The 13,237-nt window shown below is 68.8% G+C and carries 13 protein-coding genes and 1 tRNA gene; 9 read left to right on the top strand and 5 right to left on the bottom strand.

Going from position 1 to position 13,237, the window contains the following annotated elements; genetic code table 11:
• Positions 1–12 precede the first annotated feature (12 nt).
• The 5 genes from H1D24_RS04480 to H1D24_RS04460 all read left to right on the top strand — a co-directional run bounded on the left by H1D24_RS04480 (position 13) and on the right by H1D24_RS04460 (position 4,896).
• On the top strand, positions 13–477 hold the full coding sequence (locus H1D24_RS04480; RefSeq protein ID WP_181656041.1) for a hypothetical protein: 465 nt from the start codon (positions 13–15) through the stop codon (positions 475–477).
• Positions 478–628: 151 nt separating this feature from the next.
• On the top strand, positions 629–1,474 hold the full coding sequence (locus tag H1D24_RS04475) for a bifunctional DNA primase/polymerase (RefSeq protein ID WP_181656040.1): 846 nt from the start codon (positions 629–631) through the stop codon (positions 1,472–1,474).
• A gap of 2 nt (positions 1,475–1,476) precedes the next feature.
• Complete coding sequence (locus H1D24_RS04470) at positions 1,477–2,949, top strand: AICE element replication initiation protein (protein WP_181656396.1); 1,473 nt, start codon at positions 1,477–1,479, stop codon at positions 2,947–2,949.
• A gap of 460 nt (positions 2,950–3,409) precedes the next feature.
• Entirely contained in the window at positions 3,410–3,619 is a 210-nt protein-coding gene (locus H1D24_RS04465; RefSeq protein WP_181656039.1) for a helix-turn-helix domain-containing protein, read from the top strand.
• Between the two features lie 74 nt (positions 3,620–3,693).
• On the top strand, positions 3,694–4,896 hold the full coding sequence (locus tag H1D24_RS04460) for a site-specific integrase (protein ID WP_181656038.1): 1,203 nt from the start codon (positions 3,694–3,696) through the stop codon (positions 4,894–4,896).
• A gap of 83 nt (positions 4,897–4,979) precedes the next feature.
• Here H1D24_RS04460 and H1D24_RS04455 read toward each other — a convergent pair.
• Together H1D24_RS04455 and H1D24_RS04450 are read right to left on the bottom strand one after the other, a co-directional pair.
• Positions 4,980–5,053 (bottom strand) — tRNA-Pro (locus tag H1D24_RS04455).
• A 248-nt stretch (positions 5,054–5,301) separates the two neighbouring features.
• Entirely contained in the window at positions 5,302–6,228 is a 927-nt protein-coding gene (locus H1D24_RS04450) for a metallophosphoesterase (RefSeq protein ID WP_181656037.1), read from the bottom strand.
• A 76-nt stretch (positions 6,229–6,304) separates the two neighbouring features.
• Between H1D24_RS04450 and H1D24_RS04445 the strand changes: the two genes are divergently transcribed.
• The gene (locus H1D24_RS04445; protein ID WP_181656036.1) at positions 6,305–6,769 is read left to right on the top strand and encodes a GatB/YqeY domain-containing protein; all 465 of its coding nucleotides are present in this window, start codon (positions 6,305–6,307) and stop codon (positions 6,767–6,769) included.
• Between the two features lie 141 nt (positions 6,770–6,910).
• Here the strand turns inward: H1D24_RS04445 and H1D24_RS04440 are convergent, their stop codons facing one another.
• Complete coding sequence (locus H1D24_RS04440; RefSeq protein WP_181656035.1) at positions 6,911–9,148, bottom strand: transglycosylase domain-containing protein; 2,238 nt, start codon at positions 9,146–9,148, stop codon at positions 6,911–6,913.
• Between the two features lie 476 nt (positions 9,149–9,624).
• Here H1D24_RS04440 and H1D24_RS04435 point away from each other — a divergent pair, with 476 nt between their 5' ends.
• On the top strand, positions 9,625–9,966 hold the full coding sequence (locus H1D24_RS04435) for a WhiB family transcriptional regulator (RefSeq protein WP_181656034.1): 342 nt from the start codon (positions 9,625–9,627) through the stop codon (positions 9,964–9,966).
• Between the two features lie 97 nt (positions 9,967–10,063).
• Here the strand turns inward: H1D24_RS04435 and bagB are convergent, their stop codons facing one another.
• Both bagB and bagA read right to left on the bottom strand, forming a co-directional pair.
• On the bottom strand, positions 10,064–11,446 hold the full coding sequence (bagB, locus tag H1D24_RS04430; protein WP_181656033.1) for an ATPase BagB: 1,383 nt from the start codon (positions 11,444–11,446) through the stop codon (positions 10,064–10,066).
• Positions 11,443–12,420 carry an ATPase BagA gene (bagA, locus tag H1D24_RS04425; protein WP_181656032.1) on the bottom strand — a complete coding sequence of 326 codons (978 nt, stop codon included), beginning with the start codon at positions 12,418–12,420 and terminating at the stop codon, positions 11,443–11,445. Before bagA ends, bagB begins: the two co-directional genes overlap by 4 nt.
• Before the next feature lie 72 nt (positions 12,421–12,492).
• Here bagA and sp36 point away from each other — a divergent pair, with 72 nt between their 5' ends.
• Positions 12,493–12,651 (top strand): Sp36 family protein, encoded by a 159-nt coding sequence (sp36, locus tag H1D24_RS04420; protein ID WP_157902902.1) that lies wholly within the window; start codon positions 12,493–12,495, stop codon positions 12,649–12,651.
• On the top strand, positions 12,648–13,121 hold the full coding sequence (locus H1D24_RS04415; protein ID WP_181656031.1) for a RidA family protein: 474 nt from the start codon (positions 12,648–12,650) through the stop codon (positions 13,119–13,121). Before sp36 ends, H1D24_RS04415 begins: the two co-directional genes overlap by 4 nt.
• Positions 13,122–13,237: the final 116 nt, after the last annotated feature.

Genomic DNA, 13,237 nt, shown 5'->3' with positions numbered 1-13,237 from the left:
CGAAAGGAAGCCATGTTCGAGATCCGCATCATCTGCGACCCGGCCGACACCGACCGCGTCAGCGACGCCCTGTCGCAGGCCTTCACCGTGGGCCCCGTACGCCAGCACCCCACCCGCGACGGCAAGCAGTTGCGGCTGTACGTCACGGCCGACCACCACAGCAACACCGGACCGTGGCCCGCGCCCGATGAGGCGTACGCGCTCGCCCCGAGCATCGTCAGCGAAATCGGATGGACCGCCCGGACGGCTGCCGACAAGTCGTTCGGCACCCGGCTGCCGCGTGACTTCTGGCTCCGCAAAGCGGCGTTGCTGGACCGCATCGCGCTGCGCGACGAAGCCGACCACATCCCCGGCGACGCGGCCGAGGTGGCGAACGAGGCGGCCGAGCGGCTGATGAGCCTGGACGACGCGGCCGTCATCTGCGACCCGCGCCACTACGTCCGCCAGCAGTACGCCCACTGGATCACCAACCAGTAGCTACGCCCGAGGCGGGCGCCGTCTCTCCAAAGCCTGCGCCCGCCCCGGTCCTCCCGTCCCTCCAAGAGAGCAGGAGAACCCCCAGCATGACGCAACCCACCGACATCCGGCGAGTGCACGCCGCGCTCGCCCCGGCGCTAGGGGCGGTCGCATGAGCACCGTCGACAGCCATCTGCGCATCGCGCTTCACCTCGCGGCGGCCGGCGTGCCTCCGCTGCCGCTGCGGGCAGGGAAGGTGCCGTTCGGCAACTGCCGTGCCTGCGCCCGCAACGCGTGCGGGGGTCGGCCGAACATGAAGACCTCGGGCCCCTGCGCCTGCCCCCGTCCGTGCCACGCGTGGGCTGCCGCCACCACCGACCCCACCGTTCTGCGTTCACGGGAGTGGGCGAGGGCGTGGCGCGAGGCCGCAGCGGTGGCCTACCACCCGGGCGGCGCAGGCCTTACCGTCATCGACCTCGACAGCGCGGACGCCATCGCGTGGGCCCGTGCGAGCCTGCCCGCCACCCGAACCGTGCGCACCACCAGGGGTGAGCACTGGCTCTACCAGGGCGCCATGCAGTCTGCCAACGCGGTCCGGCCCGGCGTGGACATCAAGTCCTCCATGGCCTACGCCCGTTGGCTCGGTCCCGGCACCGGCGCCACGGCCGCTCTCCCGGACGCTGTGCGCGCGCTGGCAGTAAAGCCGCACCCGTCCCGCAGGGCGCCACAGACGCTCACAGTGCCCCTGAGGGGCGGACAGGGTGAGTGCCGTCACCGCACGCCCACCTATTTGGAACGTGGCATCGCCATGGCAGAGCAGCGCATCACCGAGGCCCGCAGCGCCGTCCACGCCACCGTGTACCGCACGTTCCTCGCCGTGCTGTCCACCCATGGCCGGTGTGGCTGCATCACCGACGCCCATATCGCACGGCTGTTCACCGCTGCTCAGGCCAAGGGCGAATCGCCCCGGCACTGCACCGACGCGTGGACCAACGCCCGCACCAGGTTGGGACTGTGAGCATGTCCGACGACGAGAAGGACCCCGCCCGCAAGGTCATCACCGACTACGCCCAACAGCACTTTCGTTACTTCCGCACCGCCGACGGGACCGTGTACGCGCAGCGCAACGGCCACCCCGTCGCCCGCCCGATCCGCTCCCAGGGCACGACGGGCAGTCACCGCCAGGAACTCATGGTCGGCCTGTTCAGGGACGGGGTGGGCGTGTTCAACGGAACCGCCCTCAAGGAGGCGTTGGACTTGATCGAAGCGCTCGCACTGACCGAGGACGTGCAGCCCGTCCACATCCGCGTGGCCCCCGGATTCGACGGGGCGACGTGGCTGGACCTGGGCCGCACGGACGGACAGTCCGTCCGCATCCACCCCACCGGATGGGACATCGCTGTCCCCGACCCGCGCGAGGTGTGCTGGCGGCGCACGCAGCTCACCGGGGAACTGCCCCTGCCTGCCAAGGACACCGACGGCAAGGGCATCGACCTGCTGCTGAGGCTGTGCAACTTCGCCACCGCGGAGACCGAGTGCCTGGCCATCGCCTGGCTCATCGGCTGCCTCGGACCGTCCGTGCCCGTCCCCGCCCCCTTCCTCACCGGCCCCCAGGGCGCGGGCAAGTCCACCGGGGGCCGCATGCTCATCAGGATCGTTGAGGGCATGAGCGGCGACCTGCGCCGGGCTCCGAAGGACGAGGAGAACCTGATCGCGGCGGTGGCCGCGGGATGGGTCACGGCGCTGGACAACCTCTCCCACATGACCCCGGACCTGTCCGACGCCATGTGCTGCATTGTGACCGGAGCCGAGAACGTCAAGCGCGCCCTGTTCACCGACGGGGACGTGTTCCGCGCCCGCTACCGCCGCCCCCTGCTCCTGACCGGTATCGACGTCGGAGTCATCCGCCCCGACCTCGCTGAACGGCTCCTGCCGCTGCGTCTGGAACGGCCCAAGGTCCGGCGTACCGAGGCGGAGCTGTGGGCGGAGTACGCGGACGCGCTGCCGGTCGTCCTCGGCTCGCTCCTGGACCTCACGGTCAAGGTCCGCTCGGTGGAAGCGGAGACCCCCACCGACCTGCGGATGGCGGACTTCGCGCACCTGTGCGCGCAGCTCGACGCGGCAACCGGCTTCGGGGCGCTCACCGCCTACCGGGCCAGTCTGGACGACCTGAACGACGACGTCATCGAGGGTGACCTGCTGGCGCAGACGGTCCTCCGGCACGCCGCAGACATCGAACCGGGCGCAGAGCAGCGGATGACCTCCACCGAGTGGCTGCACTGCCTCACCCACCTCTACACGGGCGAGGAGTTTCGACCCTTGCCGAAGGGGTGGCCGACCACCGGAAAGGTCCTCTCCGACCGTCTCAAGCGTCTCCAGCCGACCCTGGCCGCGCGGGGCGTGCTCATCGACTCGGGGCGCACCAGGGAAGGCCGCTACATCGAGATGGCCCGCTCGCCTGCTTCGGTCCCGCACGAGCAGCAGTCGTTCTGACCGGCACGCCCGGCCGCACGAGCAAGAGGAGCACCCCGCGCGGGGCCGTGCTCTTCTTGCTGTTCGGCGGCGGCGCCGCCCTGCGATGGACGCGCCGCGAAGCGGCTCCTTCTTCACGTCCTGAGCCGCACTGCACCACCACAGACACCCCCTCCCCTTTTCCTAAGTGGGAAATGCTGCGTCACCTGCGTCACGGCCACCCGGAAAACGGCTGGTGACCTGCGCAGACGACCGTGACGCAGACGGCCGCCACCTGCGTCACGCCGCGTCACCTGCGTCACCCATGACGGACAGCCTGCGTCACGGGTGACGCACTCCCCGCGCTCTGCGTCACGCAAACCCGCAGGTCAGAAGCCTGGATGACGCAGGTGACGCTGTGACGCAGAAATCCGAACCTCGGACAGACGCGGACTCCCGAGAAGGGCCCCACCCCGGAACCCTGCCTAGGAGGCACCACCGCATGGCCACCGTTGCTGATGCTGCCGAACAGCTCCTCTACCGCCCCGAAGAGGCGGCCAAGGCCCTCAGGATCGGACGCTCGATGGTCTACGAAGAGATACGACTCGGACGACTTCACACCGTCCGCATCGGCCGTCGCCGACTCGTGCCGCCGGAGTACATCGCGCAGTACGTCGAACTCCTCAAGCGCGAGGCAGAGGCCACCGCCTGAACTCCCCATCACCCCAGTTCCACAGGGCCGCGCCCTTCAGGGCGCGGCCCTGTCCTATGGAGGCACAACAGAAGATGAGCGAGACCCCGAAGAGCACCCGCGCTGGCCATGGTGCGGACACCATCTATTGGGACCCCGCCAAGAAGAGCTACGTGGGAGCCGTCTCCCTGGGCTACGCCCCGAACGGCAAGCGCCGTCGGCCGAAGGTGTACGGCAAGACGAAGACCGAAGTCCGCCAGAAGATCCGGGACCTGAAGAAGGAGATGCAGACCGGCGTCAAGGCGCCGGCCAACTACACCGTGGCCGACGCGGTGAACGACTGGTTGGAGCGTGGGCTTAAGGGGCGCGACGAGAAGGGCACCATCGGCAAGAACCGCTCGATGGCGAACAAGCATCTGATCCCGTTCATCGGCAAGGCGAAGCTGAAGGAACTCAGCGCGGACGACGTTGACGACTGGTTGGACGACAGGGCCGAATTCCTCGCGACGCGAAGCCTGCGTGACCTGCTCGCCATCCTGCGCCGTTCCATCGCGCACGCTCAGCGCAGGGACAAGGCCGCGCGGAACGTCGCCCTACTCGTCACCGCACCAGAGGGGCGCCCCGGCCGACCGAGCAAGGCACTGAACCTGGAGCAGGCGAAAGCCGTACTCACCGTCGCGCGCCCGTCGCGGCTGTACGCCTACCTCGTGCTCTCGCTCCTCAGCGGTGTGCGCACGGAAGAGGCGCGGCCCCTCACCTGGGATCACGTCTTCCTGGAAACGACGGACGGCATCCCGCCTCATGTCGCGGTGTGGCGTTCGGTGCGCAAGCACGGTGAGACCAAAACCAGGAAGAGCCGCCGGACCATCGCCCTGCCGAAGCAGGTGGTCGAAGTCCTCGAAGAGCACATGCGATGGCAGAAGCAGGAGCGGGCATCGAGAGGGATGGAGTGGAGTCCGACCGGCCGTGTCTTCACGACTCGGAGCGGTGAGCCGCTTGACGCGGCCAACGTCCGGCGCGACTTCAAGGCCATCGTGAAGAAGGCCGGGCTGAAGCCGGAGTGGACGCCGCGGGAGCTCCGGCACAGCTTCGTGTCTCTGCTCTCCGATCACGGCATCCCCTTGGAGCGGATCGCGCTCTTGGTCGGTCACAGCAGCCAGGCGACCACAGAGGCGGTTTACCGCAAACAGCTCCGGCCTGTGATCACGCAGGGCGCCGAAGCGATGGACGACATCTTCGCCGAAGATCAGGAAGGGGAGGACGCAGAGGGCGAGGAAGAGAACGACGCGGTGGCCTGATCAAATTCGTTTGGCCCCCTGTTTGGCCCCCCGAGCATGAAAGAGGGCCAATCGCGATCATGCGATTGGCCCTCTGACCTGCGTCGGGGTGGCGGGATTTGAACCCACGACCTCTTCGTCCCGAACGAAGCGCGCTGCCAAGCTGCGCCACACCCCGATGTCGCTGTTGCGGCGTTCACGTCGCGGCGACATCGATTACTTTAGCGGACCGGCGGCCGGAGACGAAATCCGGTTTTCCGGCGCCTGCGGGGCTGGCTGACCTGGGGCGTCCTGCCGCAGGCACGCGCCCCCGCAAGCCCGGCGCCTCAGACCCGGCCTCTCAGACCTCACGCTCGGCCCCGGCGGCTCGGCCCCGGCGTCTCAGGGCCTGCGACTCAGACCCGGCGGCGGCTCAGACCCTGAATCTCAGACCTGCGGCGTCAAGGTCAGCAACGTAGCCTCCGGCGGGCAAGCGAACCGTACCGGTGTGTAGCGATTGGTGCCGCAGCCTGCTGAGACGTGGAGGTAGGAGACGTTGCCGGCCGCCGAGTGCGTGGAGAGACCCTTCACGCGGTCCGTGTCCAGGTCGCAGTTGGTGACCAGCGCGCCGTAGAAGGGGATGCACAGCTGGCCGCCGTGGGTGTGGCCCGCGAGGATCAGCGGATAGCCGTCCTCGGTGAAGGCGTCGAGGCTGCGCAGGTACGGGGCGTGCACGATGCCCATCGCGAAGTCGGCGCCCGCCGGGGGCCCGCCCGCCACGCGCGCGTACCGGTCCCGTTTGATGTGCGGGTCGTCCACGCCCGTCAGTGCGATCTCGAAGCCGTCTATCTTCAGCGAACCGCGGGTGTTGGTCAGGTTCACCCAGCCCGCCTCGTCGAAGCCGTCGCGCAGGTCCTCCCACGGGTTGTGGACGGCGCCGACGGCGGGCGGGTTGCCGTTGAGCCCGTGCCGGCCGCGCACCTTGTCGACCAGGTAGCGGGCAGGGTTGCGCAGCTTGGGGCCGTAGTAGTCGTTCGAGCCGAAGACGTACGCGCCCGGGTACTCCATCAGCGGGCCCAGCGCGTCCAGTACCTCCGGTACGCCCTCCGGGTCGGAGAGGTTGTCCCCGGTGTTGATCACGAAGTCGGGGCGCAGCCCGGCCAGGGCGCGCAGCCAGCGTTGCTTCTTGCGCTGGCCGGAGACCATGTGGATGTCGGAGACCTGGAGGACTCGCAGGGGACGCATGCCCTGCGGCAGTACGGGCACGGTGACCCGTCGAAGCCGGAAGGAGCGGGCCTCGAAGCCCGCCGCGTAGACGAGTCCCGCTGCCGCGGTCGCCGTGATGCCCAGGGGTACTCCGTATCGCGCGCGCATACGCCCATCGTGTCAGACCCCCAGGACGCCGGAAATCAGCGGGCGTCCGGCTGGACGTACCTGCGAGAATCACTGCATGACCACGCTCAAGTCGAAGCTGCAGGAAGACCTCACCGCGGCGATCAAGGAGCGCGATGAGCTGCGCTCCTCGACGCTCCGGCTCACCCTCGCCGCCATCACGAAGGAGGAGGTCGCGGGCAAGACGGCGCGCGAGCTCTCCGACGACGAGGTGCAGAAGGTAATCACCAGGGAGGCGAAGAAGCGGCGCGAGGCCGCGGACGCCTTCGCGCAGGGTGGCCGCCCCGAGCAGGCCGAGCGGGAGAAGGCGGAGGGCGAGGTCCTCGCCGCGTACCTGCCGAAGCAGCTGTCCGACGACGAGCTCCAGCAGATCGTCGCGCAGGCGGTCGAGGAGGCGAAGGCGGCCGGCGCCGAGGGGCCGCGGGCCATGGGGCAGGTCATGAAGATCGTGAACCCCAAGGTCGCGGGCCAGGCGGAGGGCGGCCGCGTCGCCGCGGTCGTCAAGAAGCTTCTCGCGGGCTGACCGCGTCTGCAGCACCCATTCGCACATCCGCATACGTCGGTGAGGGCGCCCCCTTCCTCAGGGGGCGCCCTCACCACGTAACAGCCCCGGTCACCGACACGACGAGGTCGGGCTGGGGCCCAGCGTCAGGCCCAGGGCGCCTCAGGGCCAGTTGCCGCCGTTGCCGTTCCCATTGGTCGTCCCGCCATTGCCCGTGCCGCCGAGGAAGTCCGGCGGGATGGAGATGCTGGGCAGGGGGGTCTGGGTGGCGCCGCCGTTGTTCCCCTTGTCGTCGCGGTTCTTGCCCTTGCCCTTGTCCTTGTCCTTAACCGGGTCGGGGATGTGGATGAGGTTGAAGTCGGGCGCGGGCTTGCCCGCGAGCGCTCCGGTCATCGCGTCCTTCCAGATCGGTCCGGGGACCTGCCCGCCGTAGACCTTGGCGTGGTAGACGCCGCCGATGGTGATGTCGACCATCCGCCGCTTGTGCTGCGGGTCGCCGACCCAGACGGCGCCCGACATGTTCGGCGTGTAGCCGACGAACCAGGCGGCGTAGCGGGAGTCCGTCGTACCGGTCTTGCCCGCGCTCGGACGGCTGTCCAGGCCGGCCTGCTGGCCCGTACCGTCCTCGACGACGCCCCTCAGTATCGTGTTGATCGTGTCGGCGGTCTTCTCCGACATCGCGCGCGTGCAGGTCGACTTCGGCACGGCCAGCGGCTTCTCCTCCTCGCCGCCGAGCTTCTGCGTGATCGACTCGATCGCGATCGGCGTGCAGTACGTGCCGCGCGAGGCGAACGTCGCGTACGCGTTCGCCATCGTCAGCGGCGACATCTCCTGCGTGCCCAGGGCGATCGACGGCACCTGGGAGATCTTCCCGCCGTCGGCGCGCTCGACGCCCATCTTCTTCGACATCTGCGTCACCGGGCAGATGCCGATATCGCTGATCAGCTGTACGTAATAGGTGTTGACCGACTTGGCGGTCGCCTCCTTCATGGCGTACGGGCCCTTCTCGGACTCGTTCTCGTTGGTGAGCTTGGCACCATCCGTGTTCACCCAGGTCTTGCCGTCGCACTGTGCGACCGGGCTCGGATACGCCATCTCGTACGGCGACGAGTACGACTGCGTCGCCGGCTTGCCGCCCTCGATGGCCGCCGCCGCGACGATCGGCTTGAAGGTCGATCCCGGCTGGTAACCGGCGCCGCCGTTCATCGTCTTGTCCACGGACAGGTTGATCGCGCTCTCGCTCTTCCCGAAGCCGTACGGGCGGGACTGGCCCATCGCGAGGATCTTGCCGGTGCCGGGCTCGACGATGGTCGCGGCCGTTGCCACCTCGTCGCTCTGCTTCACGTGCTGCTTTATCGACGCCTGCACCGACTTCTGCGCCTGCGGCTCGAGCGTCGTACGGATCGTCAGGCCGCCCCGGTTCCAGATCTTCGCCCGGTCCTTCTTGGTCTTGCCGAAGACGGGGTCGCTCATGAACACCTCTTCCACGTAGTCGCAGAAGAAGCCGGCGCCCTTGACCGCGGTGATGCAGCCGTTCTGGGGCCTGCTGACGTTCAGTCCGAGCGGCTTCTCCTTGGCCTTGTCGGCCTCCTCCTGGGAGATGTCGCCGGTGGCGACCATGCGCTGGAGCACGACGTTGCGCCGCGTGGTGGCCTCGGCCTCGTCGTTGATCGGGTCGTAGCGGCTGGGCGACTGGACGATGCCGGCGAGCAGCGCTGCCTCTTCCAGGTCCAGGTCCTTGGCCGACTTGGAGAAGTACCGCCGGGAGGCCGCCTCGACGCCGTACGCCTGCTGCCCGAAGAACGTGATGTTCAGGTAGTTCTCGAGGATGCGCTTCTTGCCCAGCTTCTCCTCGACCTGGATCGCGTACTTCAGCTCGCGGATCTTGCGGCCGATGGTCTGCTGGGTGGCCTGGGCGACCTTCGTCGGGTCGTCGCCGGCCTCCTCGACGAAGACGTTCTTGACGTACTGCTGGGTCAGCGTGGACGCGCCCTGGGCCACCCCGCCGCTCTGCGCGTTCTCGTTGAGCGCGCGCAGGATGCCCTTGAGGTCCACCGCGCCGTGCTCGTAGAAGCGGGCGTCCTCGATCGCGACGATCGCCTTCTGCATGTACGGCGAGATGTCCTTGAGCTCGACCACCGTACGGTCGCGCGAGTAGACCGTGGCGATGGTGCCGCCCTTGCTGTCCAGGATCGTGGTCCGCTGGCTCAGGGGCGGCCGCTTCAGATTCGCCGGGATCTCGTCGAACCCCTCGACCGACCCCTTGGCCGCAAGTCCGAGCGCGCCCACGGCGGGCAGCCCGATACCGGCCAGCACCGCTCCAGCGAGCACACTGACACCGAGGAACTTGGCCGCCTGCTGCGTGGGCGACAGACCACCACCCGAGCGCTTGTTTGCCATGGGGGAAGCCTACGTTCTGATTCGCCGGACAGCCGTATATCCCTTGGCCTAAGCTGCTCTCGATTGTCACGGCAGTGTCGGTCATACCCGGCCGTTCGGGGACTTTTGGGGCAGCCCTCAACTGGTCCCCTCGACGGCCCCACCGCAAGTCACGGCGTAGCGTCCCGCGAACCCGAATCGTTACTGGATGTCAACCTTCCCCCGTGGTGGGCGCGTGTCCGAATCTGCCTTATGTGTCATCGGTCGTCCGTTGTGACTCAACTGAACTGTCCCGGTTTGCCGGGTTCCTTACGCATGTCGCCAGCTCACTCCGTTGGGTGATCTGCCGCGTACGCATAGTCCGTTCGGGCCATTCAAGATTGGGCCCGAAGGGGGTGTTGCGCTGTGCCCACCTTCCGTAACGTCCTCAACTGGCGGCGGTGAATATGCCGCTGCCGCCGTGGGGGAGCCTCGATTCGGGAGAGGACGGCGCCGGTATGGGCTGGGTAACCGACTGGAGTGCGCAGGCGGCCTGCCGCACTACTGATCCGGACGAACTGTTCGTACAAGGAGCAGCGCAGAACAGGGCCAAGGCGGTCTGCACCGGGTGTCCGGTGCGCACCGAGTGCCTGGCCGACGCGCTGGACAACCGCGTCGAGTTCGGCGTGTGGGGCGGCATGACCGAGCGGGAGCGCCGTGCGCTTCTGCGCAGGCGGCCCACCGTCACCTCGTGGCGCAGGCTGCTCGAGACCGCGCGCACGGAATACGAGCGCGGAGCGGGTCTGCTGCCGATGGACGCTGAAGAAGAGGTGTACGAGAGCTACGCGGCGGTGGGCTGACCGCCCGACGCTGTCGGCGCGGAAAGCCCCTCTGCAGCAACAAAGCCCTCTGCAGCAGCGGGGTGACAAACCCCTCTGCGGATAGCGGATATGGGGTTCAGGCAGCTCCGGTCGGGCCTTCTCCGGCCGCGAGCCGGTCTCCGATGGCCCGCAGTCCTGCGATGTCGTGCACATCACCGGGCAGAGCGGCCACTTCGGTCACGGCCACCTCCGGGTGGAGCGCGGTGAAGCGATCGCGTGTGCGCTGCTCACGGGCGAGCAGCTGCATCCGCTCGGCGTGCAGCCTCAGCAGGCCCCCGGTCAGAGTGGTCAGTTGTTCAGCTGGTTGCTCGGCCGGCCTGTTGGTTCCGTCGTTCCCGTCGGTTCGGTCCGAGGCGGGGGAGCCTTCATCGGGAGATTCCGAACCGGCGGATGGGCCGGGATTGTGCGAACTCCGGTCGGAGGCAGCAGACTTGGCAGAGTCGGCCGGTGTTTCGGGGGAGTTACGAACTCCAGCCTTCCCGCCGTCCTGATCCACAATGCGGCTCTCGTCAAGATTTTCTGCATCGAGATTTTCCGCGGCTGCGAGCGCCCGCTCCGCCGACAGCCGGGCTGCTCCGCTGCCGTGCACCCGGTTCAGTACGAGACCGGCCAGCGGCATGTCCTCCGCGGCCAGCCGCTCCACGAAGTACGCCGCCTCACGCAGCGCGTCCCGCTCCGGGGCCGCCACCACGAGGAACGCGGTGCCGGGCGCCTGCAGCAGCCGGTACGTGGCGTCGGCGCGGGTGCGGAAGCCGCCGAACATGGTGTCCATCGCGGCCACGAACGTCTGGACGTCCTGCAGGAGTTGACCGCCGAGGAGCTTGCCCAGCGCGCCCGTCATCATCGACATGCCGACGTTCAGGAACTTCATCCCGGCCCGGCCGCCCATCTTCGCCGGCGCCATCAGGACCCGGATCAGCTTGCCGTCCAGGAACGAGCCGAGCCGCTTGGGCGCGTCCAGGAAGTCCAGCGCGGAGCGCGACGGCGGTGTGTCGACGACGATCAGGTCCCACTGGTCGCGGGAGCGCAGCTGGCCCAGCTTCTCCATCGCCATGTACTCCTGCGTGCCCGCGAAGCCGGCCGACAGGGACTGGTAGAAGGGATTCTCCAGGATCTGGCGGGCCCGGTCGCCGTTCGCGTGCGCCTCGACGATCTCGTCGAAGGTGCGCTTCATGTCGAGCATCATGGCGTGCAGTTCGCCGCCCGCGGACTCGTCGATGCCCTTGACCTGGCGCGGGGTGTTGTCGAGGGAGTCGATGCCCATCGACTGGGCGAGCCTGCGGGCCGGGTCGATGGTGAGGACGACGACCTTCCGGCCGCGCTCGGCGGCGCGCAGCCCGAGGGCCGCGGCCGTGGTCGTCTTGCCGACGCCGCCCGAGCCGCAGCAGACCACGATGCGGGTCTTCGGGTCGTCGAGCAGGGGGTCGACGTCGAGCGTGCGCACCGCGTCCAGCGTCATGAGATCCCTTGCTTCCGCAGTTCCGTGGAGAGCCGGTAGAGGCCTGCCAGGTCCATTCCCTCGGTGAGCAGCGGCAGTTCGTGCAGCGGCAGACCGAGCTCGGCCAGTACGGCGCGCTGGTCGCGCTCCAAGGCGTACCGCTCGGCGTACTCCTCGGCCTGTTCGAGCAGCGGGCCCACGAGACGCTCAGCGAGTCCGCCGCGGCGCGCGCCGCCGAGGCCGGCCGACGACAGCGTCTTGGCGAGGGCGGTCCGCGGCACGCTCTGCGCGAGCTCCAGAGAGGCCTCGTCGAGGAGGGCGGGCCGCACCATGTTCACCATGATCCGCCCCACCGGCAGCTGCGCGGCACGCAGCTCGCCGATGCCGTCCGCCGTCTCCTGGACCGGCATCTCCTCGAGCAGCGTCACCAGATGCACCTCGGTCTCGGGCGACTTGATGACCCGCATGACGGCCTGCGCCTGATTGTGTATAGGGCCGATCTTCGCCAGGCCCGCGACCTCGTCGTTCACGTTCAGGAAGCGGGTGATGCGGCCGGTCGGCGGCGCGTCCATCACCACGTAGTCGTACACGAAGCGGCCGCGCTTGTCCTTGCGGCGGACCGCCTCGCAGGCCTTGCCGGTGAGGAGCACGTCGCGCAGGCCGGGCGCGATGGTGGTCGCGAAGTCGATGGCGCCGAGCTTCTTGAGCGCGCGGCCGGCGCCGCCCATCTTGTAGAACATCTGGAGGTAGTCGAGCAGCGCCAGCTCGGGGTCGATGGCCAGGGCGTACACCTCCCCGCCCCCGGGAGCCACCGCGATCTTGCGCTCCTCGTACGGAAGGGCTTCCGTCTCGAAGAGCTGCGCGATGCCCTGTCTGCCCTCGACCTCGACCAGGAGGGTGCGCTTTCCCTCGGTCGCGAGGGCGAGCGCGAGGGCTGCGGCCACCGTGGTCTTGCCGGTACCGCCCTTGCCGCTGACGACCTGGAGCCTGCTCACGTCTTCGAGCCTAACCAGTGACGGACCGGGCTACGCACGAGGCCACCGTTCAGGGCGGCTACAGTCGGCCACATGACCAAGTGGGAATACGCGACCGTGCCTCTTCTCGTGCACGCGACAAAGCAGATTCTGGACACCTGGGGCGAGGACGGCTGGGAGCTCGTCCAGGTCGTGCCCGGGCCGAACCCCGAGCAGCTGGTGGCTTATCTGAAGCGCGAGAAGACCGCGTGAGCGGGGCCGTCGAGGCGCGGATCGCCGAGCTCGGGCTGACCCTGCCCGAAGTCGTGCCGCCGCTCGCCGCCTACCAGCCCGCCGTCCGGACCGGCGTCTACGTCTACACCGCGGGCCAGCTCCCGATGGTGCAGGGCAAGCTTCCGGTCACCGGGAAGGTCGGCGCGGAGGTCACACCCGAGGAGGCCCGTGACCTGGCCCGTACGTGTGCGCTGAACGCCCTGGCCGCGGTCAAGTCGGTGACCGGCGACCTCGACCGGATCGCACGCGTCGTGAAGGTGGTCGGCTTCGTCGCCTCCGCCCCCGACTTCACGGGCCAGCCCGCCGTGCTCAACGGCGCCAGCGAGCTGCTCGGCGAGGTCCTCGGCGAGAAGGGCGTGCATGCGCGCAGCGCCGTCGGTGTCGCGGTGCTGCCGCTGGACGCTCCGGTGGAGGTCGAGATCCAGGTGGAGCTCACGGACGAGGGCTGAGACCTGACGGGCCTACGGGCCGTACGGACGAGGGCTGAGACGTTGTGGCGTGTGCCGCCCGGCGGTGCGGCACGGCCGATCATGCCCCTCGAACATTCGCCCGCCACGGGTTAGCC

Source organism: Streptomyces himalayensis subsp. himalayensis, from assembly GCF_013778455.1.
Classification (GTDB): Bacteria; Actinomycetota; Actinomycetes; order Streptomycetales; family Streptomycetaceae; genus Streptomyces; species Streptomyces himalayensis.
Note: the sequence above shows the minus strand (reverse complement) of the source record. Positions and strands in the feature narration are given on the sequence as shown.

Coding starts and splice junctions, on each gene's coding strand:
- H1D24_RS04480 (WP_181656041.1), top strand. CDS start 13: ATGTTCGAGATCCGCATCATCTGCGACCCGGCCGACACCGACCGCGTC.
- H1D24_RS04440 (WP_181656035.1), bottom strand. CDS start 9,148: ATGGCAAACAAGCGCTCGGGTGGTGGTCTGTCGCCCACGCAGCAGGCG.
- H1D24_RS04445 (WP_181656036.1), top strand. CDS start 6,305: ATGACCACGCTCAAGTCGAAGCTGCAGGAAGACCTCACCGCGGCGATC.
- H1D24_RS04450 (WP_181656037.1), bottom strand. CDS start 6,228: ATGCGCGCGCGATACGGAGTACCCCTGGGCATCACGGCGACCGCGGCA.
- H1D24_RS04475 (WP_181656040.1), top strand. CDS start 629: ATGAGCACCGTCGACAGCCATCTGCGCATCGCGCTTCACCTCGCGGCG.
- sp36 (WP_157902902.1), top strand. CDS start 12,493: ATGACCAAGTGGGAATACGCGACCGTGCCTCTTCTCGTGCACGCGACA.
- H1D24_RS04460 (WP_181656038.1), top strand. CDS start 3,694: ATGAGCGAGACCCCGAAGAGCACCCGCGCTGGCCATGGTGCGGACACC.
- bagB (WP_181656033.1), bottom strand. CDS start 11,446: ATGACGCTGGACGCGGTGCGCACGCTCGACGTCGACCCCCTGCTCGAC.
- H1D24_RS04465 (WP_181656039.1), top strand. CDS start 3,410: ATGGCCACCGTTGCTGATGCTGCCGAACAGCTCCTCTACCGCCCCGAA.
- H1D24_RS04435 (WP_181656034.1), top strand. CDS start 9,625: ATGGGCTGGGTAACCGACTGGAGTGCGCAGGCGGCCTGCCGCACTACT.
- H1D24_RS04470 (WP_181656396.1), top strand. CDS start 1,477: ATGTCCGACGACGAGAAGGACCCCGCCCGCAAGGTCATCACCGACTAC.